At 36.1% G+C, this 23,752-nt stretch carries 21 protein-coding genes and 1 CRISPR repeat array; of the genes, 4 read left to right on the forward strand and 17 right to left on the reverse strand.

The features are described from left to right. Positions 1–4: 4 nt before the first annotated feature. The 6 genes from MKY28_RS31295 to MKY28_RS31320 all read right to left on the reverse strand — a co-directional run bounded on the left by MKY28_RS31295 (position 5) and on the right by MKY28_RS31320 (position 6,829). On the reverse strand, positions 5–2,875 hold the full coding sequence (locus tag MKY28_RS31295; RefSeq protein WP_340938467.1) for a KAP family P-loop NTPase fold protein: 2,871 nt from the start codon (positions 2,873–2,875) through the stop codon (positions 5–7). 746 nt (positions 2,876–3,621) lie between these two features. After that, positions 3,622–4,254: a hypothetical protein gene (locus tag MKY28_RS31300; RefSeq protein ID WP_340938469.1), complete on the reverse strand. Its 633-nt coding sequence runs from the start codon at positions 4,252–4,254 to the stop codon at positions 3,622–3,624. Further along, positions 4,251–4,709, reverse strand: a complete 459-nt coding sequence (locus MKY28_RS31305; protein ID WP_340938472.1) for a GIY-YIG nuclease family protein — start codon at positions 4,707–4,709, stop codon at positions 4,251–4,253. Before MKY28_RS31305 ends, MKY28_RS31300 begins: the two co-directional genes overlap by 4 nt. Before the next feature lie 251 nt (positions 4,710–4,960). Beyond that, on the reverse strand, positions 4,961–5,197 hold the full coding sequence (locus MKY28_RS31310; RefSeq protein WP_340938475.1) for a hypothetical protein: 237 nt from the start codon (positions 5,195–5,197) through the stop codon (positions 4,961–4,963). 392 nt (positions 5,198–5,589) lie between these two features. Further along, positions 5,590–6,141 (reverse strand): restriction endonuclease, encoded by a 552-nt coding sequence (locus MKY28_RS31315; RefSeq protein WP_340938478.1) that lies wholly within the window; start codon positions 6,139–6,141, stop codon positions 5,590–5,592. 343 nt (positions 6,142–6,484) lie between these two features. Next, positions 6,485–6,829, reverse strand: coding sequence for a hypothetical protein (locus tag MKY28_RS31320; RefSeq protein WP_340938480.1), 345 nt, complete (start codon positions 6,827–6,829; stop codon positions 6,485–6,487). Between the two features lie 111 nt (positions 6,830–6,940). Between MKY28_RS31320 and MKY28_RS31325 the strand changes: the two genes are divergently transcribed. Beyond that, positions 6,941–7,762, forward strand: coding sequence for a hypothetical protein (locus MKY28_RS31325; RefSeq protein WP_340938482.1), 822 nt, complete (start codon positions 6,941–6,943; stop codon positions 7,760–7,762). Between the two features lie 916 nt (positions 7,763–8,678). Here the strand turns inward: MKY28_RS31325 and MKY28_RS31330 are convergent. Both MKY28_RS31330 and MKY28_RS31335 read right to left on the reverse strand, forming a co-directional pair. Next, the gene (locus MKY28_RS31330) at positions 8,679–9,041 is read right to left on the reverse strand and encodes a hypothetical protein (RefSeq protein WP_340938483.1); all 363 of its coding nucleotides are present in this window, start codon (positions 9,039–9,041) and stop codon (positions 8,679–8,681) included. A gap of 875 nt (positions 9,042–9,916) precedes the next feature. Then, positions 9,917–10,350: direct repeats of the CRISPR family, unit length 32 nt; unit sequence ATTTCAATCCACGCACTCATGTAGAGTGCGAC. Between the two features lie 326 nt (positions 10,351–10,676). Continuing rightward, the gene (locus MKY28_RS31335; protein WP_340938485.1) at positions 10,677–10,844 is read right to left on the reverse strand and encodes a hypothetical protein; all 168 of its coding nucleotides are present in this window, start codon (positions 10,842–10,844) and stop codon (positions 10,677–10,679) included. Between the two features lie 579 nt (positions 10,845–11,423). On the opposite strand from MKY28_RS31335, the gene MKY28_RS31340 reads away from it, so the two are divergent. The 3 genes from MKY28_RS31340 (at position 11,424) to MKY28_RS31350 (ending at position 12,525) form a co-directional block, all read left to right on the forward strand. After that, entirely contained in the window at positions 11,424–11,711 is a 288-nt protein-coding gene (locus MKY28_RS31340; RefSeq protein ID WP_340938488.1) for a hypothetical protein, read from the forward strand. Positions 11,712–12,041: 330 nt separating this feature from the next. Then, positions 12,042–12,407 (forward strand): hypothetical protein, encoded by a 366-nt coding sequence (locus tag MKY28_RS31345; RefSeq protein WP_340938490.1) that lies wholly within the window; start codon positions 12,042–12,044, stop codon positions 12,405–12,407. Beyond that, positions 12,400–12,525: a hypothetical protein gene (locus MKY28_RS31350; RefSeq protein ID WP_340938492.1), complete on the forward strand. Its 126-nt coding sequence runs from the start codon at positions 12,400–12,402 to the stop codon at positions 12,523–12,525. Before MKY28_RS31345 ends, MKY28_RS31350 begins: the two co-directional genes overlap by 8 nt. Positions 12,526–12,867: 342 nt before the next feature. Here MKY28_RS31350 and MKY28_RS31355 read toward each other — a convergent pair whose 3' ends face one another. From MKY28_RS31355 to MKY28_RS31395, 9 genes are all read right to left on the reverse strand, one after another. Continuing rightward, positions 12,868–14,376 carry a hypothetical protein gene (locus MKY28_RS31355; RefSeq protein WP_340938494.1) on the reverse strand — a complete coding sequence of 503 codons (1,509 nt, stop codon included), beginning with the start codon at positions 14,374–14,376 and terminating at the stop codon, positions 12,868–12,870. Between the two features lie 34 nt (positions 14,377–14,410). Continuing rightward, positions 14,411–15,868, reverse strand: a complete 1,458-nt coding sequence (locus MKY28_RS31360; protein ID WP_340938496.1) for a class I adenylate-forming enzyme family protein — start codon at positions 15,866–15,868, stop codon at positions 14,411–14,413. Positions 15,869–15,903: 35 nt separating this feature from the next. Continuing rightward, on the reverse strand, positions 15,904–17,103 hold the full coding sequence (locus tag MKY28_RS31365) for an AMP-binding protein (protein WP_091037482.1): 1,200 nt from the start codon (positions 17,101–17,103) through the stop codon (positions 15,904–15,906). Beyond that, positions 17,094–17,360 carry an acyl carrier protein gene (locus MKY28_RS31370; RefSeq protein WP_176873004.1) on the reverse strand — a complete coding sequence of 89 codons (267 nt, stop codon included), beginning with the start codon at positions 17,358–17,360 and terminating at the stop codon, positions 17,094–17,096. Before MKY28_RS31370 ends, MKY28_RS31365 begins: the two co-directional genes overlap by 10 nt. Before the next feature lie 25 nt (positions 17,361–17,385). Further along, positions 17,386–17,649, reverse strand: a complete 264-nt coding sequence (locus MKY28_RS31375; protein WP_340938500.1) for a PqqD family protein — start codon at positions 17,647–17,649, stop codon at positions 17,386–17,388. 70 nt (positions 17,650–17,719) lie between these two features. Next, positions 17,720–19,393: an ABC transporter ATP-binding protein gene (locus MKY28_RS31380; RefSeq protein WP_340938503.1), complete on the reverse strand. Its 1,674-nt coding sequence runs from the start codon at positions 19,391–19,393 to the stop codon at positions 17,720–17,722. Positions 19,394–19,403: 10 nt separating this feature from the next. Continuing rightward, a complete protein-coding gene (locus MKY28_RS31385) occupies positions 19,404–21,164 on the reverse strand; it encodes an asparagine synthase-related protein (RefSeq protein WP_340938507.1) in 1,761 nt (586 codons plus the stop codon). A gap of 1 nt (position 21,165) precedes the next feature. Next, the gene (locus tag MKY28_RS31390) at positions 21,166–21,540 is read right to left on the reverse strand and encodes a lasso peptide biosynthesis B2 protein (RefSeq protein WP_340938509.1); all 375 of its coding nucleotides are present in this window, start codon (positions 21,538–21,540) and stop codon (positions 21,166–21,168) included. A gap of 1,391 nt (positions 21,541–22,931) precedes the next feature. Further along, positions 22,932–23,672: a hypothetical protein gene (locus tag MKY28_RS31395; RefSeq protein ID WP_340938511.1), complete on the reverse strand. Its 741-nt coding sequence runs from the start codon at positions 23,670–23,672 to the stop codon at positions 22,932–22,934. Between the last annotated feature and the right edge of the window lie 80 nt (positions 23,673–23,752).

Consider the following 23,752-nt stretch of genomic DNA (forward strand, 5'->3'; position numbering starts at 1 on the left):
ATTTTTAATCAATAATAACGTCGTCGATCTCTTTCACTAATAGTTTTATTTTAGACATTTCTTCTTTTTTTATCACACTATCCATACTTATAAGTAGGGCTCGGAACTGCGCAGTCATTTTCCCTTTAATCCCAGTCTTCTTGAAATCATTAATCATTTCAATAAGCATATCTTTTACATCTGGAATCATATGATAGTATGCGAAACTAAATAGGTTCAAGTATCTCTCATTACCACCTTTATCATGAACTAAATCTTTCAATTTTTCAGGTAGTTCTGATTCAGGAGTCAGCATTGTTTCAATGTCATTAGGCAAAATTTCTAATTGCTTAGAACAATGATAATACAGAACAAGATTGGAGGAATAATATTTCATATCATCACGGGTTTTCAAAGCTAGATATAAAAAGTTTGATAAATCATCAGAGTTATTAATCCAATTACGTAAAGTATTCTTAATTACGAATCGATCATCTTCCATATTTGACCATTCGTTGTAGATTTGTCTTGCATCTTCACGATTGTAAAGCAACAACGGATTAGTTTGAAGATTAGATAGAAAACTCATTTTGAGGAGATTGCTCAGATTTAGGTCAAGGTGTTGGTGCTTCACTTTCACAATCAACGCCAAATGAGCGCTCTTATAAAAATATTCTGTTATTTCTTCTGATACATGTTTCAGAAGCACTCGTGTCAAATTAACGAGACTATTTTGTTCTGTTGTATAAGAAGGCACCGCAAATTGATACAATTTATTGAAACGAAGCGTAACTGCTATTAGTAGATTGTCTAACTTCAACTCTTTATATTTATCTTGTATGCGATACTGTATCCAATCATTGGTTAAATCGGGACTATACCTATCAAGAAACAACGAGTACATATGATAAGCCTCCGCATCAGTACCTACCTCATTTAAAGATATTAGTAAACTGTCTATATCTGATAGTGAAGCTTCCTTTTCAGGAAGTCCATATTGAAAGTATCGATTAAATACTTTCGGATTGCATAATTTCAAACCGTCATTTGTAACTTCACTAAACTTATACTCTGGATTCCAAAGTTGTTCACAGAGCGGTAAAATTTCTTTTAACAACTCTACGAACAACAAGTAATTCGGGAACAATAAAGCAAAGTTTACTTTCTCTTTGGGAATCTCTTTTTGCTGGCCCAAAAAATAAATAGAATTCTCATAGATATAGTTGTATAAACGAGGATTAACTTCTTTCAACATAATTAATAATAGAAGATCTTTTAGATCAACATCCTTTGCTAACATACTGACCATGAATTCAAAAGTGTTTAAAAAACGTTTGAGATTCCTTAAATTGTATTTCAGTCGTATAATATTTTTAGTGAAAATTTCTTTTTCAATAATACTATCTAAGTCCAACTCTTCCACTAATTCTTGCAGCATGCTCCATGCAATCTCGCCAATCTCTTGTGGCGATGTTCGAGGTAAATAAATCGGAAGCTGAATAAATTTCTCCATATACTTTCTAGCCTGTTCTGCTGTGTTTTCACCAACATCCGTTTTATACATTCCCTGTAATGATTGAATTATGATCTTTTCATCTAATGCTAACAAGTAGGTTATGTTTCGAAAATCAGCTACCAATCGTACTAACTTTAGTATCATTTGTACTTCCTCTGGATCAAGTCGATCAAGGTCATCAATGAACACATAAATTGGCTTATCCAAATAATCAAGGGATTTCTGAATATCACTTTTTAATTCTGTGAGGCTTGATTTTTCACTCGGAATTAATTTATCTACCAATGCCTGAAATGAGAAAATTAAATTATCCTGTCTAACCTGGACATTTGAAAACAATTGGGCATATGCTGATAATTCTTTGTCCAACTTTAATATATTCACGCCCAATTTATGTGACTTCAATTCTCTTAATAGTTGGGCAAAAAACAACTGAATAATATCATGGTTGTCTTTTCCAAAATACCAAGGTTTAAAATTAACTGTTACAGCATCATTAGGTAAATATTTTTGTATTAGATTAAAGACCGAAGACTTTCCAGTCCCCCATTCACCTAAAATACCTATAGAATATCCACCCTGATCATGCCTGTTTAAATATTTCACCATATTAATAACAAATTTATTACGTAGCAATCTGTCTTCATCATGATGTTCAATTGGATTGTCTGGAATACGATCCAAGTATGTATATCGAAATTTCCTTTTCTTTTTTTCTTTCCAAAGACCAACGTTGAAAACAATGATGAAATATAGTAATCCCAGTATGGCACTCCATAAAATGACACCTTCTATCCATTGAAGTATTTCTTCAGATAAAGGATCAAGTCGGCCGAGAAAATAAGCTACAATCCACCCAAAACAATTAGCTAATAAAAATATATCTCCCTTAATATAACTCAATGGCACCCAAGATCGAGGAGAACGTGCTCCAAAAGTTAGATATAGCAAAATTGTTGCACCAATAAGCATCAGTAGAGAAGCAATTACAACGACAATTGCCATGGGTTGTGTGTCCATCAAATCAACCACAATATCTTCATTGATACGGAAAATGATAGAAATTACATTTATCAAAATAAACCATAATAAACCCCATAATACCTGACTCATATAATGTTGTACATCACCTTTTTGAGTATCTATTGATGACTTCTGGAAATCTTTAATTGCTTTTCTAGTATCGTGATCTTTCTCATCTTTATATATTCTTTTTAGAATAAGCTTTCTTTCATCATTGGTAGGGTAAAGTTGTGATCGATGTTGTTGGATATCTTTGAATTCATTCTTTTTGAATTCTTCTATATCCTTTTTAGTTGTGTAGTAATCAGTAATTTGTCTTTTTAGTTCATTTTCTTTTTTCCAGGCATACATTCTCATTAGTAATAATCCCCTCTAGAAATTAGTGTATATTGAATAAATTTAAACATTCAATTTGCATTGTATTTTTTCACAAAAAAAATGAGTTTGGTATGTTATTCTTGGAGATGACCATTGATATGTTTCAACAATATTACCCTTGAATTTACGCTAAACGTTTATTCAATTCTTTATGTAACTGTGCATTCCTAAAGAAGTATTATGAAATTTCAATAAGATTGAGCTTTCCTAATATATCTACTTCTCTCTCATTTTTCGAGCTTATTCCTCCTCGAAGTCTGCTATATATTTTCTTTCGATAAAAGGTTTACTTATTCTAATTAGTCCTTATTTACGGGTGGTTAAAACCTTCTTGTGAATTAAAATCTTTGACATACAAACATACAAAATAATTCCATTAAGATAACTGAATTGTTCTACAATACCAAGTACTTCTAATCGTGATGAACATTGTAATTCTGCCATTTCGAGATATTGACGATAGTTATGTTCCTAATATAAAATCCATTGCGACCCTTTTTGTGCGTCTGATTTCATATTACTTAAAGTTATGCCGTAAGACTTAAAAATTCCATTTTTTGCGACAAGACTGTATTTAGCGGATAAGATATAAATCTATATATTTTCCTAATCTTATCAAATGAGTAAATTTTAAAAACAAAGCTGTCTTATTGTACATAGTCTGGGCTTCACAAAGGAAATTCTGTTTTATCTTTGTACAAATTACTAGCGCAATTTTTCTAATTTTACACACCATCCTTGTTTAGAAGGGAAGCACTATATTGAAAAGACGCAATCGCAATCATTTCTTTTTCGATCGCTGGTAATGAACCCGACAGCCCAGACAAACCAACTTGTCCTTCAAACCAAGGACAGATATAAAAATTTACTGATTTCTTTAGTATGGGAGGATCATAGGAGATAAATAAGGACTCAGCCCACCTCACATATTTTTTCGAAGGTTTCTTATAGCCTTCAAATTTAAAAAGAAAGTGACTCAAGTCACCGATATGATATGCAAGTCCATCTCCCCACCTTGCAAACATATGAGAGTTCTTACGGATGTTCTTTATGTTTGCACTGAGTTCATTCTTTACCCCTTTTTTATCTGCCTTACCTATATATAAGGGAATAAAATTATCTAAATCCCCTGTTCCCATAATGTAAATGATTCCCTCCCATCTCGGATCATTGATATTTGACTCAATCGTATCAATGATAGCATCCTCCATGAGAGTAGACCGTTTGAGTAGTCGTCTTTCAGTTTGGTTTACAATTTTCAATTTGGTTTCTACAAGTAAAGAACCAGCATCTGTCTCAAATAACGGAACAAACGAATATCCTCTGTTCGACTTAAGCCATTCATTAAATGAAATCATCGTCTATTCCCTTCGTGATTTAAAAGAGTATTTGGATAAGTGTCGGATATCAAACTCACAAGCTGGTATTCTACTGAACCAATGGTGCAAGGAAATCCCGGGATTGGTGGTTGAGACAAAACGGAATCTGGAACAACAAATAAACCAACTTCATATTTGAATTTACCAGTAGTATCTAGTAGCAGCGAACGCCACTTTTCATACAAGCCCTGTCCCCTCACTAGGCCTTTAAAATGAGCTTTCCAACGATTGAGAGGGTTTTTACTTCGCCCAACATAAACTGGTACGATATCTAATTCAGACACAATATATAAGATATAAATGTTATCTTGAAAGCTACCTTCGATTAATTGTTCTATTTGTTTTAGAATAACGGTCTGTTCTAGATTCACGTTTACTAAAGGAAATGAAAATGAATATTGCCATTGTTTTAGAAGATCCTTTTTAGTTAACATTTGTGCACTCCAAGGTATGTATTATTGAGTTGAACAATTGATATTAATACAGTAGATGGTATACGCTCTCTAACTTGATTCAAAGAGCGTGGAGAGAGCGCGCCCTCCACGGAGTGTTATAGATTTAAATATTTAATGTATTATTGCTTGAAGCGAATTTCGTGGATACAATCAAACCTTCAAAAGTCTATACGGGTATGTAAGTAATTCCGTTAATGGCTTTTGGAGGAGTACTCAATGTAGAAGACTTGCTATTCTAGAATACCATTTTTACTGTCATACGGTATTGTTACTTTGTACTTTTCTTTTTGTTCCACTCCCAAGATCATATGTAAATGAGCACCTAGAGCTTTTGAAATGTCAAGCAATGAAACCAAATTACTTTCTTCATATCGTAGAAGTTTGTTCGTGAATTCCACTTTCTTATCATTCACAAAAACCTTTATAGACGTGTGTGTATTGAGGCTTAAAAGGACTTCCGCCATCATATTGATAATCTCCGTATACTAGTCCTAATTTGGCACAATTGATCCAATATGTATGACCACCATTTTCATCAGTTCCACCCTGGATGTGCTAATACACTTCTTTTTATTTGATGTTCCTTTAAACTTTGTTTCGACCTGTACATCTCTAAAGCAATTTTCTTTTGGGTACCCTCCAATTTTAGATACTCGATCAATCGCTTGATCGGCAGCCGTAATAGATCTCGCTCGTAGTAAGAATGTATGTCTGCTTTCGTCTTCTACTGATCAATTCAATTCCTCCAATAAAAAAGCCGATCCAGTGAGGGAACGACTTTAATGTGATATGTACGTTGTTAGCATAATTCCTCAAAACATAGTCGAAAATAATTCGCTCTCATTCCTAGCTAATTCTCTTATGCACTCGTCTTTACATTTCCCGTTTTCTTTGAAGCCGACAACTTTTCTTTCATTGCGAGCAACATCTCAATAAGTTCATCCCTAGCAATCAGCCTAGCCCCGTTTGATTTAGCAAGCTGATATGCCTGTTCAGTATAGTTGCTATTTGTAACAACCCATGCTCCATTTGCTCTGTAGTGTGCCTTAGCTCCTTGAACCTCTTGGACAGCTTTTAAGCCAACATTTTTTTTATAAGATTTAGCTTGTACAACGATTCGTTTTCCATCTTTGGAGATAACCAGATCGGCGCCATAATCACCTGCAGCTTTTGTCACTTCTGCCCTATACCCTTGTGAACGAAACAGATGTCCAAGATAGTGTTCAAACTGCACCCCATCCATCTTATCAATCTCGGCAATCCCTGACCTCTTCAGTCGTTCAGCACGCTTTTGTTGAATGATAACCATTAAAACAATAATCCCAACAACTCCAAGAAATCCAACGACAAGTGATGCTTGCCAAGATTTTGTTAAAGAATATGTCCCTACAATACCTCCCAGCATTGCCATGCCGGCTAATCCTTGGAAAAACTCTCTTCCTGTTTCGCCTTGCTTTTCCTTCTTGCCATAACTTCTCCCCCAAGCATGTAAATTGTACTAAAACATATTTCGACACTTGGGACTAATTTCCTGCAATGAATAGAAGATAAGGAACGCCTGGTAAGCTGCATGTACAGCTTTGTATTTCATTCACGCCTTTTATGCTCCAAATGCATCCCGAAAAAATGGTCTTGTGGGGTTCAACATAGTCTCAAGATAGGTCAAAGTTTGGTTCGTAATTTTACAGCGAATATACTATTTTACTAAAAGTAAAACGAGCCCTAAATTCTTAGGCTCGTTTTACTTTTTCAGTTTATTCGAAAGTTACACTCTCACTTTTATTATTCCAATCAATTTTAAATATGATTGGGTCTTTGGTTTTCTCAGAATCGGTCACCAATCCAGATATCTTAAATGGTGTTTCCTGTGTCGCATAAGCCTTACCTTCTTGGTCTATATTCGTACCAGTTACACCATATACCAGATCATCTATTTGCGTCTCATCCCCAATATATGTGATGCCAAATGATCCTGTTGATCTCTGGAATGCGACATCCCAATGCTCACTTTTAACATGCTTAATATCACCATTTCCACATGCTCCTAATGCAATCAAAAGAAAAGTTAAACAAATAACTAATGATAATTTTCTTCTCACATTACATCCCTCCTATCTAATAATAACCTAAAATGTGTATTTTGATTCAATATATGATACCTCGGTTAATTAAGAACCGGAACAACAAATCCATAATTTAGGAGGAACAAAATGAAAAACAGAAAGAAGTTATTTAGTTCGTTATTAGCAACAATGATGTTATTTGGCTCCGTCTCTGCTGCAGCTGCTTCACCAAACGAAGAAGTATTTCCAAATGATTCAACCGTCCCAGAAGGCTTCAAAGTAATTAAGGAATATGATACCACAGACGAAAGTAATAAAGTTGATATGCAAGTAGAAGGACGTAGCTTCAACCCTGAAAATGAAATTAATACTAATAATTTTAGTGCATCCCAATCTATCAACTCTACAGAAGAAGTAGATTATGATATTCTAACAAACGAAACATATATCTACAGAGATTTACAAAATATCGAAACAGGCGAAGTATTAACTCAATTTAAGACCGATATGGTAGTAGAAGCTGACCCCTTTCATTGGACAGGCGGGAACAAAAATAGCGACAATACAGTCAAATTAACAATTACATTGTACTACCATTCACAGACTAAAAATCGTTTCATATACAACGGTTTGGATAAAGCATACTATCGGTATGATAAAGGTACCAATTGGAACATAAATAATGCTATACCCTCAGGTACAAATTCATGCCAGTTAACCCAAATTGGTCCTGGAATCGACACAAAAGCAAAGAAACAAATCTCTAATTGTTCACAAAATGGTGGTGCTATAGATTTTGGAAAAACTTTCTTAGCAACTGCTCCTTCAGGTTGGATTGATGTTCAAGATGGAGGATTGGCTACTGATGTTGGCATTAAAGTTCAAGCCGGTTTTCTAAATCAGTCAAATAACAATAAGATCTTCAACTATGGGTGGGATTTGAAAATTAGAGGTCAAAGTCCTATTTGACGTTTTTATGTGGGAAGCTAAGATCCGATTGGATCTTAGCTTCCCACATTTTTTAGGTTAGAATGAAACTTATGATTTCAATTCACCCACCTACAAACAAACTTTACTATTTCGCTTACAAAAGTGTGGAAATTGCCCGTTTCAGGTCTTTTATGAATTAAAAATCACTATAAATATCGGTTGTGGGAAGTAACACCTTCAAAATGTACAATTTGAGTTAGGAAGTTTAAACTATGGTTTAAATGAAACCATCAAAGTCAAAGAAGCCAAACATTATTACGATTGACTTCAGATGAATTTTTGAGCTATCGTTTCCCGTTTCACTTAAAAATATCACCAAAACACCAAAATTCTAAGAATTTTCTGACATACTTATTGGGTAAACATCTGATCCGTTTATGGGTTAAGTCCCATCACTCCATTTCATTGATTATAGGCCACGGAATGTTGAGTTGGAAGATAACTCACGAATCTTTCACAGAGGAACTGTCACACTTGGTCTTTCAATCTGTCATAGCAAAAAAACGATCAGGTACCGAAAATACCTTGATCGTTTTATTTTTTCCGTGATCCTAACCTAACGTTGCTGCCACGTAACGTTTTACGATATTCTGCGAATTAACAGCCTTAGCCACTGTGTTTATCAGTTTAAGAGCAAATTTGGGATACCACCAACGATTCCGCACTAATCACTCTCATGAATATCATTTCCAACTTTTTAAAATGGACTGGATTTCTCTCCCATTCCTTCTTTCACGCGGAAAGTTACAACTACTGATGGAAGAAAATATACCAATTCATAAAATGATTAATGCTCAATCGTAGAAAGCGCATATTGTAAAAATGCTGGTGTAATAAAAAAATTGTTCCTTATAAATGTATTTCATATTAGGCTCATTTGCATTTCACAATTGAACTATCCTATTTCTATATGAAAGTGGTCATGATGTTTGGGTTCCAGTTTAATTTTATCCGATGCGATATCGTATTTTTTATGAAATAATACTTTTTTTACTTGAGCGTTCTCACTGCATATCGCCAGAAACTTTTTCTCTTCATCTGCCGTCATCCCCGAATTCCTTATATCCATTATAGTCCCCGTTTGATGGCTTTCATGTTCAGGAGTGTCTTCTCCGTCTATCGAAGAACAATCATTTATTTCAAGAATTTTGGATGAAGAAGTTGCTGTGCGGAAAGAATCAGCTAACTGACTGAGCGTATTAAGTGATTCTTTTGTTAACCACGAATGATCCAGCAAAAAATCTTTATCTTTAGACATTCCATCCTTTGTATCATTGAAATTAATATAGGAACCCTCGGCCGGCGAGTCTAAACGAACGAACCCCTTTGGTGAAACACCTATTTTAGAGGCCATTCGAATATGTTCACCGGAGAGATTTTCGCCATAAAGTCATAGACCACGGAAATCTTTGAGTTGGAAGATAGATCACGAATCTTTCAGAGGAACTGTCGCACTTAGTTTTGACAACCCGTCATAGCAAAAAACGATCAGGTACCGAAAATACCTTAATCGTTTTAATTTTTCCCATCCTTCTTACCTGACTTTTGCGGACACGTGACATTTTACGATATCCTGTGGATAACAACCTTAGCCATTATGTTCATCTGTTACAAAGTAAATTTGGAACAATATCAATTCCTACTTTTTTATAAATGGACTCGACCTCTTTCCCTTACCTTCTTCACGCGGAATGTTGAAGCAACCAATGGAAGAAAGATACCAATTTATAAAATGATACGTGCTCAATCATAGGAATTGAAAATTGTAAAAATGCTGTTTAAAGAAATTGTTCTTAAACCTTCTAAAGGAGTGAACTATTAATTTGTTATGGAGGTATTTCATACTAGCCTCATTTGCATTTCACAAATAAACTATCCTATTTCTATATGAAAGTGGTCATTATGTTTGGGTTCTAGTTTAATCTTATCCGATGCTATCTCGTATTTTTTATGAAATAATACTTTTTTTACTCGAGCGTTCTCACTGCATATCTCCAGAAACTTTTTCTCTTCATCTGCGGTCAACCCCGAATTCCTTAAAACCATTATACTCCCCGTTTGATCACTTGCATGTTCAGGAGTGTCTAGAGTGCGACTTGACGTATCACATCACAACGGCAATATCGATTTTAAATTTCAATCCACGCACTCATGTAGAGTGCGACTGTCACTTCGCGTTCCAGTTCTACGTTGCTAACGATTTCAATCCACGCACTCATGTAGAGTGCGACTTTGAGGATGGCATTTGAACCAAAAACAGAAGAGATTTCAATCCACGCACTCATGTAGAGTGCGACCATATCTTCAGACTGAAGGACATCGATTCCACGAAAATTTCAATCCACGCACTCATGTAGAGTGCGACCTCCTGCAATTCTTGACCGTCTGCTGTGGTAACAGAATTTCAATCCACGCACTCATGTAGAGTGCGACCGACAATTGATTGACAGATCCCGTTGTCCTTAGTATTTCAATCCACGCACTCATGTAGAGTGCGACGGGTCTATGACACCCCAGAACAGGGGTTCACCGGAAATTTCAATCCACGCACTCATGTAGAGTGCGACAGCGAAAAATAGCGCAAAAACGATGTGATCAAGAAAATCCACTACGTAAAACCATTCTTTTCATATGAACTTATCTAATAATGAAGAAAGATCATTGCCAAAAGGTCACAAAAAATATGTTTTCGACAAATTCTGAGGTGCGAATCCCCCAGGGAAATTATGTGAGCTTGGGGTTCGCACCTCACACGTATAAGCTAACGTCACCAGAAAATCTTATCTTTATATTACATCAATTTATCCGTAGCCAAAAGTCGAATTTCTTCCGATGTGTCAAACCCGTGCGGCGTTTAGCCGAGGGATGAATGGCGATAATCCACTTTTGCACGTCAAAGCGCCCAGCAATTCGCTCCAGTGAAGGGACTCTTTTTTTGATTGGAGTATCGATGCACCTGGTTCAAATACAACGCTGAGGAGATGATGCGGACGTTACCTGCACGTTCCACAACATTCGTAGCCAAATCCGAATCGATATATCCACTAGAACGTTCAGTCAACGTTGTTATTTTCTCGTGGTATTCCGAATCATGGTGGTAAAATCAATGTTTTGTACCAGGGATCCTCCACGCCGAATTCGAACAGGAGTAATTATATGGAGCACAATGAAGCGTGTTCATAAGTAGCGTGGTCGGCAATACTTTCTAGAACCAGAAGCTCAAAAACTTTTCGTTCCGCCCCAACGCCAAAACCAGCTTTTTAGTGAACCCATATTCTTTAAGTTTTCAATTTACATGAACGCTTTGTGGATGGCATCCTCTTTGTTGCGGACATAGTTGTAAGCCATTCGATACGCCCTTTCCTGGTTTTCGGTGATGCATTGGATTAGAAGCTTTCCTTGCTTCCGACCGACTCTCATCTGATCAGACACTCCTTTAGGTCCGCGCAGGTAACCATCAATTGCAATTGTCTTACGGAAGCAAGGCGGGCGAGCTAATCAAACCGCGCAATAAATAAAAGACCCCAGCTTCACCGGGGTCCTGAGCTACTACGAAAACTATAGGAATTCATTTCCGCATTGACCCTTCATTGTTTTAAATTTGGACTCAGGCTACAATCGGTTTCAAGAGGTGATATCCATGCTTAAAGCAGAGCTACTGAAACAAGCTCAAGCCACAGGAATAGTTCTTAGTGCGAATATGTTCGAACGATACTTTGAATATGGTTTAATCGTTAGTGATAAGACTGGGCAAGGGTATGTTCGTGGTGTGACTACTCAATATCATGCAAGGACACTTGAAGCAATAAAATTGATCAATAAACTTAAATCCAACAAAATGTATAGACATCAAAAAGACTACATATTCATTTTGTTTTGGAAGGGATTCCCGGTCCAATGGGACAAGCTAAAAGCCCGTCTTATTTAATTTCATACGGAGATCATCAATAATTTCAAAGTAATCGCCAGTTTTACGGACAATACCAACTATAGTGAACTCATTGATGTAATTGTAGCTGACGAAACAGACAAAAGACCTAAAGCAATTGGGCGCCCTACGAAGCAGTCTATTGAGAAGCTAAAACTCGAGGCTAAGGAATCGGCGAAACGATATATACTGATTAGTAAGCTTATTTCTGATATTACCGCTAACGGAACCATATCTTTGGATGTCTTTCATACCTTTAATCAGCAAACTTCCATCGAGTCCACATTCGCGGATGATTCCATTCTGTTTTACACTAATAGCTGGCTTAAGATGAACACTTGGCGTGATGCAGTGAAACACTCTGATGAAGTGAACTACCAAGAAACATATAAACTTATTACATTGCTAAAAGAGTATTGGTCAGATGTGGTAGAAATTTATGGGGGGACCTACAACATACCTCTCATAGGTGAGTTTATAAAAAAGTTGGAAGAAGATTTTCAAATAAAGATCTTTAGCGATAGACCATGGTTTTATAGATTTGTTATTTTGGTCTTACTTAGTGGTGGCTTTGGCCAGCATCTCATGAAATTCTTAACCAATCAAGAAACTAAGGATAATTGGAAACACTTTATAGCCTCAATTCCAACTCTTCTTGCTGACAATTCAAAAGAGGAGGTGAATCTCAATGGGTAACGTCGGAATCGCGCTCGGCGGCGGCAAAGCATTCTCAGCACCTGCATGGTTCGTCTTGCTGATAATCGTTCTTTCAATTATCGCTATTAGTCATATGTTAAAGAAGGCTAGAGCATAAGATGATGAGAATATGTAAGCAGTAGCACCTGATCCTCAAAGGAAAAGGTGCTCTCCCCTTTAAAATATGCGCTTTACCTCCATGCCTCAAACCTTTACTCTGTAGTTTAGTATGGAGGTTTAGACAATTCATTCAAAAGTTCAAGGCTAACTACGATACAAGAGCAAAGGACGCTTAAAAATAGACGTCCCTTGTTCCTACTCACTTAAAGTAGTTTTCTATTTAATTGGCAATGCATCACGTACATTAAACTTCTTTTTAGCAAAACTTTAAAAGACAGAGATGACCTTCGGGACATCTTCGGAGTTACCTTATTTCGATCCGTGCGCATCGCTTCTAATATTAATATTTCAACGAAATCGAAAAAATATGAATACTCGGATTATTCGGAAGTGTGATTGATACTATTTCCTTTTCTAATTGCATTATTATTTCTTGTTCATAAATGTAGACGTCACTGGTCTCTAATGACTCTTTATCTATTCCCTTCCCCGACCAGTAAATTGATTCTTTACTTCCAATGTATTTATTCCCCCAATCGCTACATATAATATTTAGAATTTCCTCGTCACCATCTTCAAGATTTACTACAATCTTATCAATAGAATTACCCCACTCAGAACACTCAATAATAGATAAACTCCTATATCTACGTTTAGTAACATGGATGGTTTGTCCACTACAAGAGATATTATCGAACTTATGATTTGGTATATATGTATGCTCCAAATCAGTCTCGAACTTATTTTTAAGCTGCTCTAATTCCATATAACAGCTTCCTGTTCCAGTAAGATCGCAATCCGAGAATTTTTCATTATAAAATCCAATATTATTGAAATAACTTGTTAAATCTATTTGTTCTGTTTCTTTAGTGAAGTCTATATTTGAAATTTCTTCTGCTGTGTCATTAAAATTTTTACCTAGCAGCGCTTCAGCCAGCGTATATTCGGAGTCAGCAATACTGTGAATTTGTAAAGCAACCTGATCAAGCATTTGGTCTCCTTGTCTAGCGAAGATACTTTTAATAAGACTATTTTTTAAGGTTTCCCATTGAAATGAAATTGTATTAAAACTGCATATTACTTCGTTATCTATTGTTTGGTTATCTATTTCATATAAGAAAGATAATAATTTAGAAAAACGTAGCCTATATCTTTGAATTTTGTTTAGTTCTTTAATAAGGTGACATCCCCACGGGTTAGAACGATAACTTGTTAAGTAATCCTTCAAGTTGACCTCACCTAAACTATCTGCAAACATTCTAATGTTATCAATTACTCCACCAGTTTTTAAAACGTTTTCCACTGTGCTATACAAAAAGTCATGAATTTGTGGATATTTCTTCTCATCCTGAAAATGTATAATCTCAATAGAAAAATAAGCTTTTAAATACTCTTCAATAGTGAGAGTCGTTTGCGGTAAATCGTACCACGCATCCATACACTCAATCTCGTTTCCCGACGTACTTATTCCAGTAATTAGACATGCATGAATAGAGTTGGATTTAAGATAATTTCTATCCCAAGGGCACCAAAAAGTGTTTAAGTAGAGGATAACAGGAAGACCTCTTGATAACTGTTCTTTTATAATCAACAATGCTATCTCAGGATCCTTTAAGTTGGGTGGAGAGTATAACTTGATTCCATGATAATTGTACAGATTGCTTAAAATAGCATCATTACTGTCAATAATATTCTCTATACCTCTTACATCAGGATGTTGGAATGAAAAGCTCCACGATCCTATATCCATTAAATGAAAATTTCTTTCTTTCCATACACAGATAGATACAATCAAACTTTCAAAACAATCCCATAAACGTGGGTCTCTAATCGGTTTAATTTTTAACAAAGGTTCCCCTCCATTCTTATGTGAAAGGCAAAAGTTATTCCAATCTCACCTTCATTTTTCTATCGATTTTGCCATTCTCTGTTTTAGGAAGACATGAAAGCACTTCTATATTTTTTGGTCTTTTATAATTGGGTAATTTTTCATATAGAGAAGTTCTCAATGATTTCAAAGTTTCCTCCTCTAAATCTTGGTTAATAAGTACAATACTTAATGATATTCTCTCTCCCAATAATGAATCAATTTCACCTGTGATTAGTACTTCTTTAATGTTGTCGTTAAATGAAAAAATGAATTCTTCAAGCTCTTCGGGATAAACTGTATTTCCGCCGACAATGATTACATTCTTCTTTCGCCCTAATATATACAACTGGCCAAGGTCATCGAGGGTTCCGAGATCGCCTGTTTTTAGCCAACCATCTTCAAGAAATACTTCATTCGTTGCTTGATGATTATTGAAATATCCCTCCATTAAACCTGGACCCTTCACACAGATTTCACCTACCTCACTAGGTAAGAGACTTTTCCCAATTTCATCAATGATTTGTATGCTAATTCCGCTTAACGGTGTACCTACACCATCATTTAATTCTTCAAAAGGTCTTTGACAAGTTACTCTTGGACCCGCTTCAGTTAACCCGTAAGCTTTTAGTAGCTTAGTCTCTGTGAAAATCCGTTTTGCCTCTAAAAGATCGCTAGAATTTATCGATGCGCCCGCAATTATCATTAACTTCAATAGCTTAACTTGTGAAGGGTTTGGTTTAATGTTATTAAATAATTTTAGGTTTGTTGGAACACATCCCATCGTATCAACATTATACTTACTAATATAATTGTATACATCCTGTGGTAGGTATGGAGTATCGAGAACAATCGTTGTCGCTCCGATAATTAACTGAGCTAAAAACTGTGTAGTATGAACAAAACTAGTCCACAGGGGGAGGATGATTAATGCGCGTTGATCTGGTTTTGCACCAATTCTTTCATTGTGGGCCCTTGCAACCCATAGTAACGATGCATGTTTATGATAAACAACTTTTGAATTCCCCGTTGATCCAGAAGTACGTAAAAGAACCGCTACATTGTTTTGATCTTGCTTTCTTAGATCTCCAAAACCTTTTTTTATTCTCATAGTAAAGAGGTCGAGAATAGAAACATTATCTAAACCGTTGCTGTTTATTAGGTCCTCTCTATCGGTTATCAAAACGCTTGCTCCAGTAACATTTAAAATCTCTGCAATCGTTTCTGGATTTTCATTCGGACTAATCGGGACTACAGCACCCCCACTCTGTAGAATTGCTACATATGAAATATAATAATTTCTCGCATTTCCAACACATAGACCGACATGTAGCTGATTCTCTAAAAAATCTGCGATCTGTTGAGCATTATCTAGCAAGGCTCTGAACGTTAGATCTTCATCCTTATGGATGAGTGCTGTATTGTCAGGATTTTTTAGAGCAGCACATTTAATTACTTCATAAATATGTTCCATAATAATCTCCTTGACCTTTATATTTAAAATTAGACTTAATTTAAAGTTAAGGGTACAAAGTTTCTTATTTTCCCAGTTTTCTCATCAGGGAAAATATAATCACAATATTCATTAGTTATAACAACATCATACTGCAAAAATTTTCTTAGTAATTTCCCTATACTAGAGAACACCTCATGATTCCCAATGGATTCGCCGGTATACTTAATATGCAAATGTTCAAGAGATACTTGTATAAGCTGTGCCTGAACGATCTGCTTAACCGGCAACATCAATTCCCAAATTAGTGAGAGCACGGATCTGTTCATCTCGCCGTTTTTTGTTTTTAGAGAATCATTGCTTCTTCCAATTAACAGAATTGTTCTAGATTTATCGCCACAATTGCAAGGATTCCTATTTATTGTTCCATAATCACCTATTCTATATCGGATAAGTGGCATACTGTGTATGATTTTACTCGTCACAACTATCTCACCATATTCACCTGGAACACAAGGACCACCGTTGCTATTCAGAACTTCAACATAAGTACTATCTTCTAAAATGTGCAAATGGTCTTGTTTACACATATACGCCATAGTGTATAATTCTTTACTTCCGTAGTGATTCGAAGCAGGATGTTGAAATACCTTTTCTATTAACTGTTTCTGTCTACTGTTCAGAGGTTCTGCTCTGGTTTCTAAACAAGTTAGATCTGGTAAATACACACTGAAGTTTACTTTCTGAGCATGCTCTGCGAGCGAAGTGAGAATGGAAGGAAAACCTTGTATGAATGTCGGATTAAATTTCACAATTTCCCTCAAATAGAACGTCAGCACTTCAGGTTTGTGAAAACAGGTGGATAATATGAGTCTTTGAACTCCGTTTTTTTCTTCAAAACAAATGGGCATGTCTATAGGTGTAAACTCGATCATACGAGAATAGCTAATTTTCGGGAAATGTTTCAATCTAGCGCTATGGAGGATTAAGCCAAGCTGTGTATACTCACTCGTATCTTTATAACATTTTATTGGAATACCTGTAGATCCTGAAGTAAAGTCATGTACTAATTTTTTGTTTTGAAATAGTGGATTAAGTAGTTTCTCAGGAGATTTCCTCAGTACGTCTTTATTCAATAAAGGAATATCATCTATCTTGCTTATATTCAATCCTTTCAGTATTTCTTGATAATATGAACACTCTAAGGCTGAAGATAGTACTGTCCCAAACCACTTTTCTGTATCTGTTACGTCCATAGCCCTAGCTCCTTTTGGCTTTTCATTATTACCTTTAAGATTGATCGTGGCGTTGACAAATTTTCCATTGTTAAATGCTCAGAATTTATTGTAATATTATAATCATTTTCCAACCTAACCATGAGTTGAATTATACTAATGGAATCGAGATATAATTCATTAAAAAGATGAGTATCTTCAGTGATGATTAGATTGTTAGTGGTATCAATAACCTCTGTAAGAATCCTAATAATACTTTCAATATGTGTTGTTTCCATCGTTATTCCTCCATAATAAAATGTATTAATTTTGATCTTTAATGATCCCCACTCGACTTAGCTCATCTATATATATTTTCAAATCATTTTTGACCTGTTGTTCCGTAATATCGTATGCCAATAGGATTTCTTGTTCCATTTCGTTCAGTGTTCTACCATCCTTCATCAGATTCCAAATAAATGTACCCACTTGATCAAGGGCATAATATTGGCTACTTTCCATATTGAGAAGTATGCTTTGACCGTCCATTTCAACGTAAATTACATTTGAATCAATCGTATAGTTCATGTATTCTCCTTTATTTTTGAATTAGACAATAAAGATGCATTATATTCTCTTAATAGTATTTTTATTATCATTACCTAGTGTTTAACGAACGCGTGTACATGTTATAATAGAAGCCTTTTTTAAGAATGAGCTCCTGATGGCTCCCAATTTCCACTGCTTTTCCTTTACTAAGAACAACGATTTGATCTGCGTTACTTACCTCTGTTAAGTCATGTGTGGTAATTATTCTAGTCATAGAGTTCATATTTTTAGTGATCAACTCCCAGACCATACTAGCATTTTCATGGTCTAGCCCTGAAGTTGGTTCGTCCATGATAACTAACTCTGAGTCTCTAACTAGAGATCGAACCATTGCAAGGCGCCTTTTTTCCCCTCCGGACAAATTTCCTCCTCCATTGCTCACCATTGAATTGTATCCTTCAGAGCTTCTTCCAACTAAATTTGTTATGTTTACATGCTTAATATTTTTTTCGATTTCTTGTGGGATTATATTTTCACCCAACTTCACGTTCTCTAATAAGCTTGCATTGAATAGATACGGCTCTTGCCATACAAACGAGAAATGATTATTTGTTACTAATCGCTCTATATGACCACTTCTAGGTTGGTAGTATCCTGCTAAAAGTTTTAACAATGTAGATTTCCCTGACCCACTCTCACCTATAATAAAAGTTAAACTTCCGGGTTTTATATCGAAGGAAACGTGATCCAATATATTTTCTTCGCTTTCACGATATTTGAAACTTACCGCATGAACTCCAGTCGGAACGTTAGAGGTGATGACATCAGAGTTTTCTTTCTCGATCTTGAAAATTTCATTGACTCGTTTAGCTGAAGCTACAGAAGCTTGCATTGATCCATATAAATCATTTGCATACCGGGCGGGGAAGAACAACAACTCTATGATTGCTAAGAAAGCAACCATTTCACTAATATTAAGTGTCCCATTTAAAACTAGGCGCCCACCAAAAATGAGAATAGTTATATATGCTAAAATTTCTGTTGCAGCGCTAATATTTTGAAGTGCGGATTGAATTACATTTTTTCTTACTTCTGAATTCAACGAATCCTTACATCCCTTACTATACTTATCCCTTGCCCATGTTTTCGACTTGTCAGTGACTAGCTCTTTAGATCCATGAAGGAAATCCGTCAAGATTTCAATAATTCTAGCCACTTTCTCTTGAGCATCTTGGTTAATTTTGATTAATAGTCTTGACGATAGAATTGGGATAAAAGCGCTAAGTACTATAAATGGAAGAATCATCAACATTAATTGAAGATTAAAATGCTGCATCGTTAATAAAGCGCCAAGAAACTGAGCGACTGAATGGACTGCTTCAATTAATGTCATTCCGTATAAGTTTGACCACATCGGAAGATCTGAAGAAGTCATTGCTTCAATCCGACCAGAAGGTATTTTTTCTCTTTTAATAAATGGAATATGAAGATAGTGGCTAAATAACCGAAGTCGTAGTTGAACGAGAATTTTTTGACTTAATTTTGTAGACATATATCTAACAAGTAACGAAAGTGTCCAAGTAGCTAAATAGGACATAAAGTAAAGTAAGATGTATACGTCCAATTTTTCTTTGTGAACTCCGTTAGAAAACACGCCAATGATCATACCTAATAAAACAGGCCTCGAAAGATTAAGACCAGCCGTTAAAATACCTAACAGAGCAGCGATGAAAACAAGGAGTTTTTCTTTTTCGATTGGTTTTATCAACATTTTTAATTGCATATTTGTCTCCTCATCCGAAACTTACTCCCTTGTTTTCGACCCAAATACAAGCTCCTAATAAAGCATTCAAAGTTTGAGTTGAATCTACTTCTTTGCCACATTTCCAGCTTTCTAAGAAGGCGATTGCTTTCTTTCTAGAGATTAATCCTACATCACATAAAGGACTATTGGAAACGATCTCAACAATCTGATTCCAATTTGTCCTGAGTGATTCAAAAGTTAATTTATAAAAGTCCCCTTGAACAGGAGAATAATCTTTCGGAAACTTGTGCCCCAAAGCCCAAGTGGTAATTATTTTTCGATTCGAACCTTGTATTAAGTATTTATTTGGCAAGCTCATGACAAACTCAACTAATTCTCTATCTAGAAAAGGATAATTCTCTTCTATATCTAAGGTTCTTCCAATTCCATCGACAGATGCAAAGGTATGAAACGTTAGACTCATGTTTCTTGCTAGTTGAGTGGAATATTCAGATGGTAGCCTGATAGATTCAATAGTACGAAGAGACTCTTGAAGCAAATATTGATTTTCTTCTGTATCTTCAACAAAGGATGGAATGAAGTAACGCTGATGAATTGTGGGATCCCACGCGCCAAAGTAAGGAGCCTTTTGTGGAATTTTAAGTAAAGGAAACAACCCATATGATTTAAAAAACCAAGCAACAGTAAGACCATGCTCTTTATATCTTTGAGCAGAACCATAAGCCTGTTTGAATGCAGAGAATATCTTACCCGATTTGATTAGATCTGCAATAAAACAAAAGTTTCCAAGTAGAAGATCATCTGCACCATAACCACTTATAATATTGCTATATCCATGTTGTTTAGCAAATTCAAAAAATGGGGTTCTCCATGGATAAAATGAAACATCTGGTCCAGGTTCAATTGGAACATGTTCTTTCAAAATATGATGTGAGAATGGCAATTTATCACCAAGAACTTGATACCATGGAATGGTGGAAGCTTCTGCTACTTTCATCGCATTTTCCCGTTCATCACAATAGTCATACTTTTCAAAAGTTAGAGTTAGAGCAACATCTTTACTGGTCGGATTTAGAGAATTAGCCACTATAAGAGAAGATGAATCAAGTCCCCCACTGCATTGGAAGACGGAATCTTCGCCATCTTTATGTCTTGAAAGTGATTGATTCAAATAATGTAAATATCCATCTACTACATCATGTTCTTTAAAATTAGAAACCTCTGTACTTATTTGAAGTGAATCATTGAATAGAATTGTAGGATCAGTGTCAAAAGAAGAGAATATTATTGCAGTACCCCTTGGCACACGATAAACATTTTCATAAGGAGTTTCTGACCAAGAATCTACATAACCCATGGTTATAAAGTACCTTTTGAAGTAAGCAAGACTTAGCTTTGCCTGATCAGTAACTAAGTCGTCCAAGTAAGTACTCCAAAGGAGTTTATTGAGGGATTTAGTCCAAAATAAAGGGTACCTTCCTATTGGCCCTCTGTATAATACGAGTTGTTGAGTGATTTTATTAATGATTGCAACAGAACAATTTGCTTTTATCCTTCTCAATGAAGCAATACCGCTAATTTTTAACATCTCTAAAAGGTCTGTTGGTATTAACCCCTTCCCCTTTACGACAACAACGTATTCTTCATTTTCAGCCACACATGAATCTTCTTTAGATGCTATTGAACCGTTACTGTTCCAAATACTAAATTCCAGAAGTTTATCGTCTGAGACATTGAGTTCAGAATTATTATTATTTACTTCTCCTTTAAAATCCTGTATACGTCCCACGTTAAAACCACCCCATTGCTTTATAACTGTTAGGATCACTGATACCAAAATATTTATCTTCTGATTCGATCCATGAATGCGCCATGAAAGGAGAAATCCTAACTCCAATTACTACTTTCATGTCCAGCCTTCGAAGAAGAGACATAATTTTCACAGCAAAAGCAATCTCTATACATTTACACGAAAAAGGTAAATACTGTGCAGCATTCCAAACCGAATCATATATTTCGCCCACAATATTGCTCTTCTTCCGTAAAGGGGGGCGAGCAGGTATTTTTACAATTTTGATTCCCACAAGTCGTAGTAATATCCAGGACAGACAGAGCGTAAAAAGTGATTCAATAAATAATATTTTTTTGCGGATACTGTTTAGCATTCAGCTTCACCCATTTAGGTTTTTTTATCTTTCTATTAATAATTGAAACTAGATCTGCCCGGCATTAGAGGCTAATTTTCTAGCAAGGTCTTTGAGCGGCTAAATCTCCACCATTGGTATTACCACCACGTGTAACATCAACAGCTGATCCCAAACTGATAATAGACGGAGATGTATAGACAAGCTTCTTCATGTTTTTCACCTCCTTTACAACTTCTAAAATCTTAAAACTCCTATATTTTAAGACAACATGCACGCCGGGCATTCGAATTTAAGGAACAAGTTGGTATTTCTTAAATGGAAATATATCACATTGATATGAAATGATAAATGTACATTTTTCTCCTAGTTATCTTTTTTCTAAAATACTGCATTCATACCAATCTACTTTACAAAATGATGATATTCTCCGTGTAAATGGCTCTATGATACCTACTTCAGACTCAAACTATTTTTAGCAAACACTACTCTTGGATCTAATTATATAGTTGGGTAGTAAGCTGCGACTTGTGATATCGCCATACTCCACCTTTTTCACCCTTCTTCAACTATTAAAGAAAAAAGTGAAGTCATATTAAACCTTTCTTTATGAATTATCCTAATCAACTGAGATAAGAAGCTTTTCCCCTAAAAGCAAAAGAACGCCACATTCTAACGGCGGGAATAAGTGCAATTATCGTTTGTATTACCCCTACAAACTAGTGAACTCGATATATCCATATCCTTTAGTCCATAGGTAACTTTACCTTCGAATTTAGAATATTCAGAATGACTACTTTGTAATGAATTCCTATTTTTGAAGCTATCACAGTCCAAAATTATCATTTTCCTTAAAATCATTTCCACTTAAATTAACGATATTATCGAGCCCGATTACTGTCTCACAAAGAACTGATTTTCCAGTTTTAGATGTGTCAATAATAGAAGTTAAATATCCAATAGTAAAATGGATTGTTCGAGCCTAGTTTCATAAGAAAATCCTCTTTCGGTTGCCTTGTAACATATGTATAAGTCGGGAATGCGCCTGGAATAAACACTTGGTACGATTTCAACATGAATATACAACCTTCTATCCCCTGTTCTATGTTATGCACTTAAAAGAAGAGATATTAAAATGAAAATCAAGTAATCTCACTAAAATTTTAGAAGGATAATAAATGAATAATATAGCTATCGGTGTGTGACAATGCCCCACGATTCAGACAAATTCGATAGTGTGCATGATTGTAAACACAACGACCTTGTTTTAGACGCATTCCAGAACTTACAGCAAAAATACAAAAAAGCCGCCATAATGGCGACTAAATTTGTACAAATGTCTTCGTGACACATGAAAAAAGGTGGGTGTGTATGCCACGAGGAGGAAATGCTGCTCTCTCTGTGATTAATGACTATATGGACTCATCATCCATTTCAAATTCAGGGTCCTGTTCTTGAACGGGTTCCACCTCAGGTTCGGATACCTGCTCCGGTTCGGGTTCAACCTCAGGTTCAGATACCTGCTCTGGTTCTTGTTCGACCTCAGGTTCGGATACCTGCTCTGGTTCGGGTTCGACCTCAGGTTCAGATACCTGCTCTGGTTCTTGTTCGACCTCAGGTTCGGATACCTGCTCCGGTTCCTGTTCCAACTCAGGTTCGGATACCTGCTCTGGTTCGGGTTCAACCTCAGGTTCAGATAGCTGCTCTGCTTCTTGTTCCACCTCAGGTGCAGAAACTTGCTCTGCTTCTTGTTCGACCTCTGGTTCAGATACTTGCTCTGGTTCTGGTTCGACCTCAGGTTCAGATACCTGCTCTGCTTCTTGTTCGACCTCAGGTTCGGATACCTGCTCCGGTTCTTGTTCCACCTCAAGTTCAGATAGCTGCTCTGCTTCTTGTTCCACCTCAAGTTCAGATAGCTGCTCTGCTTCTTGTTCCACCTCAGGTTCAGATAGCTGCTCTGCTTCTTGTTCCACCTCAGGTTCAGATAGCTGCTCTGCTTCTTGTTCAACTTCAGGTTCAGATACTTGCTCTGGTTCTTGTTCGACCTCAGGTTCAGATAGCTGCTCTGCTTCTTGTTCGACCTCAGGTTCAGATAGCTGCTCTGCTTCTTGTTCCACCTCAGGTTCGGATAGCTGCTCTGCTTCTTGTTCCACCTTCGGATACCTGCTCTGCTTCTTGTTCAGATACCTCACCTCAGGTTCAGATACTTGCTCTGGTTCTTGTTACCTCAGGT

Origin of the sequence: Paenibacillus sp. FSL R5-0473, from assembly GCF_038004565.1 — a bacterium.
GTDB classification, from domain to species: Bacteria; Bacillota; Bacilli; order Paenibacillales; family Paenibacillaceae; genus Paenibacillus; species Paenibacillus amylolyticus.

Coding starts and splice junctions, on each gene's coding strand:
- MKY28_RS31345 (WP_340938490.1), top strand. CDS start 12,042: ATGAACACTTGGCGTGATGCAGTGAAACACTCTGATGAAGTGAACTAC.
- MKY28_RS31340 (WP_340938488.1), top strand. CDS start 11,424: ATGCTTAAAGCAGAGCTACTGAAACAAGCTCAAGCCACAGGAATAGTT.
- MKY28_RS31305 (WP_340938472.1), bottom strand. CDS start 4,709: ATGTTAACTAAAAAGGATCTTCTAAAACAATGGCAATATTCATTTTCA.
- MKY28_RS31390 (WP_340938509.1), bottom strand. CDS start 21,540: ATGCTAAACAGTATCCGCAAAAAAATATTATTTATTGAATCACTTTTT.
- MKY28_RS31365 (WP_091037482.1), bottom strand. CDS start 17,103: ATGGACGTAACAGATACAGAAAAGTGGTTTGGGACAGTACTATCTTCA.
- MKY28_RS31300 (WP_340938469.1), bottom strand. CDS start 4,254: ATGATTTCATTTAATGAATGGCTTAAGTCGAACAGAGGATATTCGTTT.
- MKY28_RS31310 (WP_340938475.1), bottom strand. CDS start 5,197: ATGATGGCGGAAGTCCTTTTAAGCCTCAATACACACACGTCTATAAAG.
- MKY28_RS31380 (WP_340938503.1), bottom strand. CDS start 19,393: ATGCAATTAAAAATGTTGATAAAACCAATCGAAAAAGAAAAACTCCTT.
- MKY28_RS31315 (WP_340938478.1), bottom strand. CDS start 6,141: ATGGCAATGCTGGGAGGTATTGTAGGGACATATTCTTTAACAAAATCT.
- MKY28_RS31360 (WP_340938496.1), bottom strand. CDS start 15,868: ATGGAACATATTTATGAAGTAATTAAATGTGCTGCTCTAAAAAATCCT.
- MKY28_RS31325 (WP_340938482.1), top strand. CDS start 6,941: ATGAAAAACAGAAAGAAGTTATTTAGTTCGTTATTAGCAACAATGATG.
- MKY28_RS31330 (WP_340938483.1), bottom strand. CDS start 9,041: ATGTCTAAAGATAAAGATTTTTTGCTGGATCATTCGTGGTTAACAAAA.
- MKY28_RS31295 (WP_340938467.1), bottom strand. CDS start 2,875: ATGAGAATGTATGCCTGGAAAAAAGAAAATGAACTAAAAAGACAAATT.
- MKY28_RS31350 (WP_340938492.1), top strand. CDS start 12,400: ATGGGTAACGTCGGAATCGCGCTCGGCGGCGGCAAAGCATTCTCAGCA.
- MKY28_RS31370 (WP_176873004.1), bottom strand. CDS start 17,360: ATGGAAACAACACATATTGAAAGTATTATTAGGATTCTTACAGAGGTT.
- MKY28_RS31375 (WP_340938500.1), bottom strand. CDS start 17,649: ATGAACTATACGATTGATTCAAATGTAATTTACGTTGAAATGGACGGT.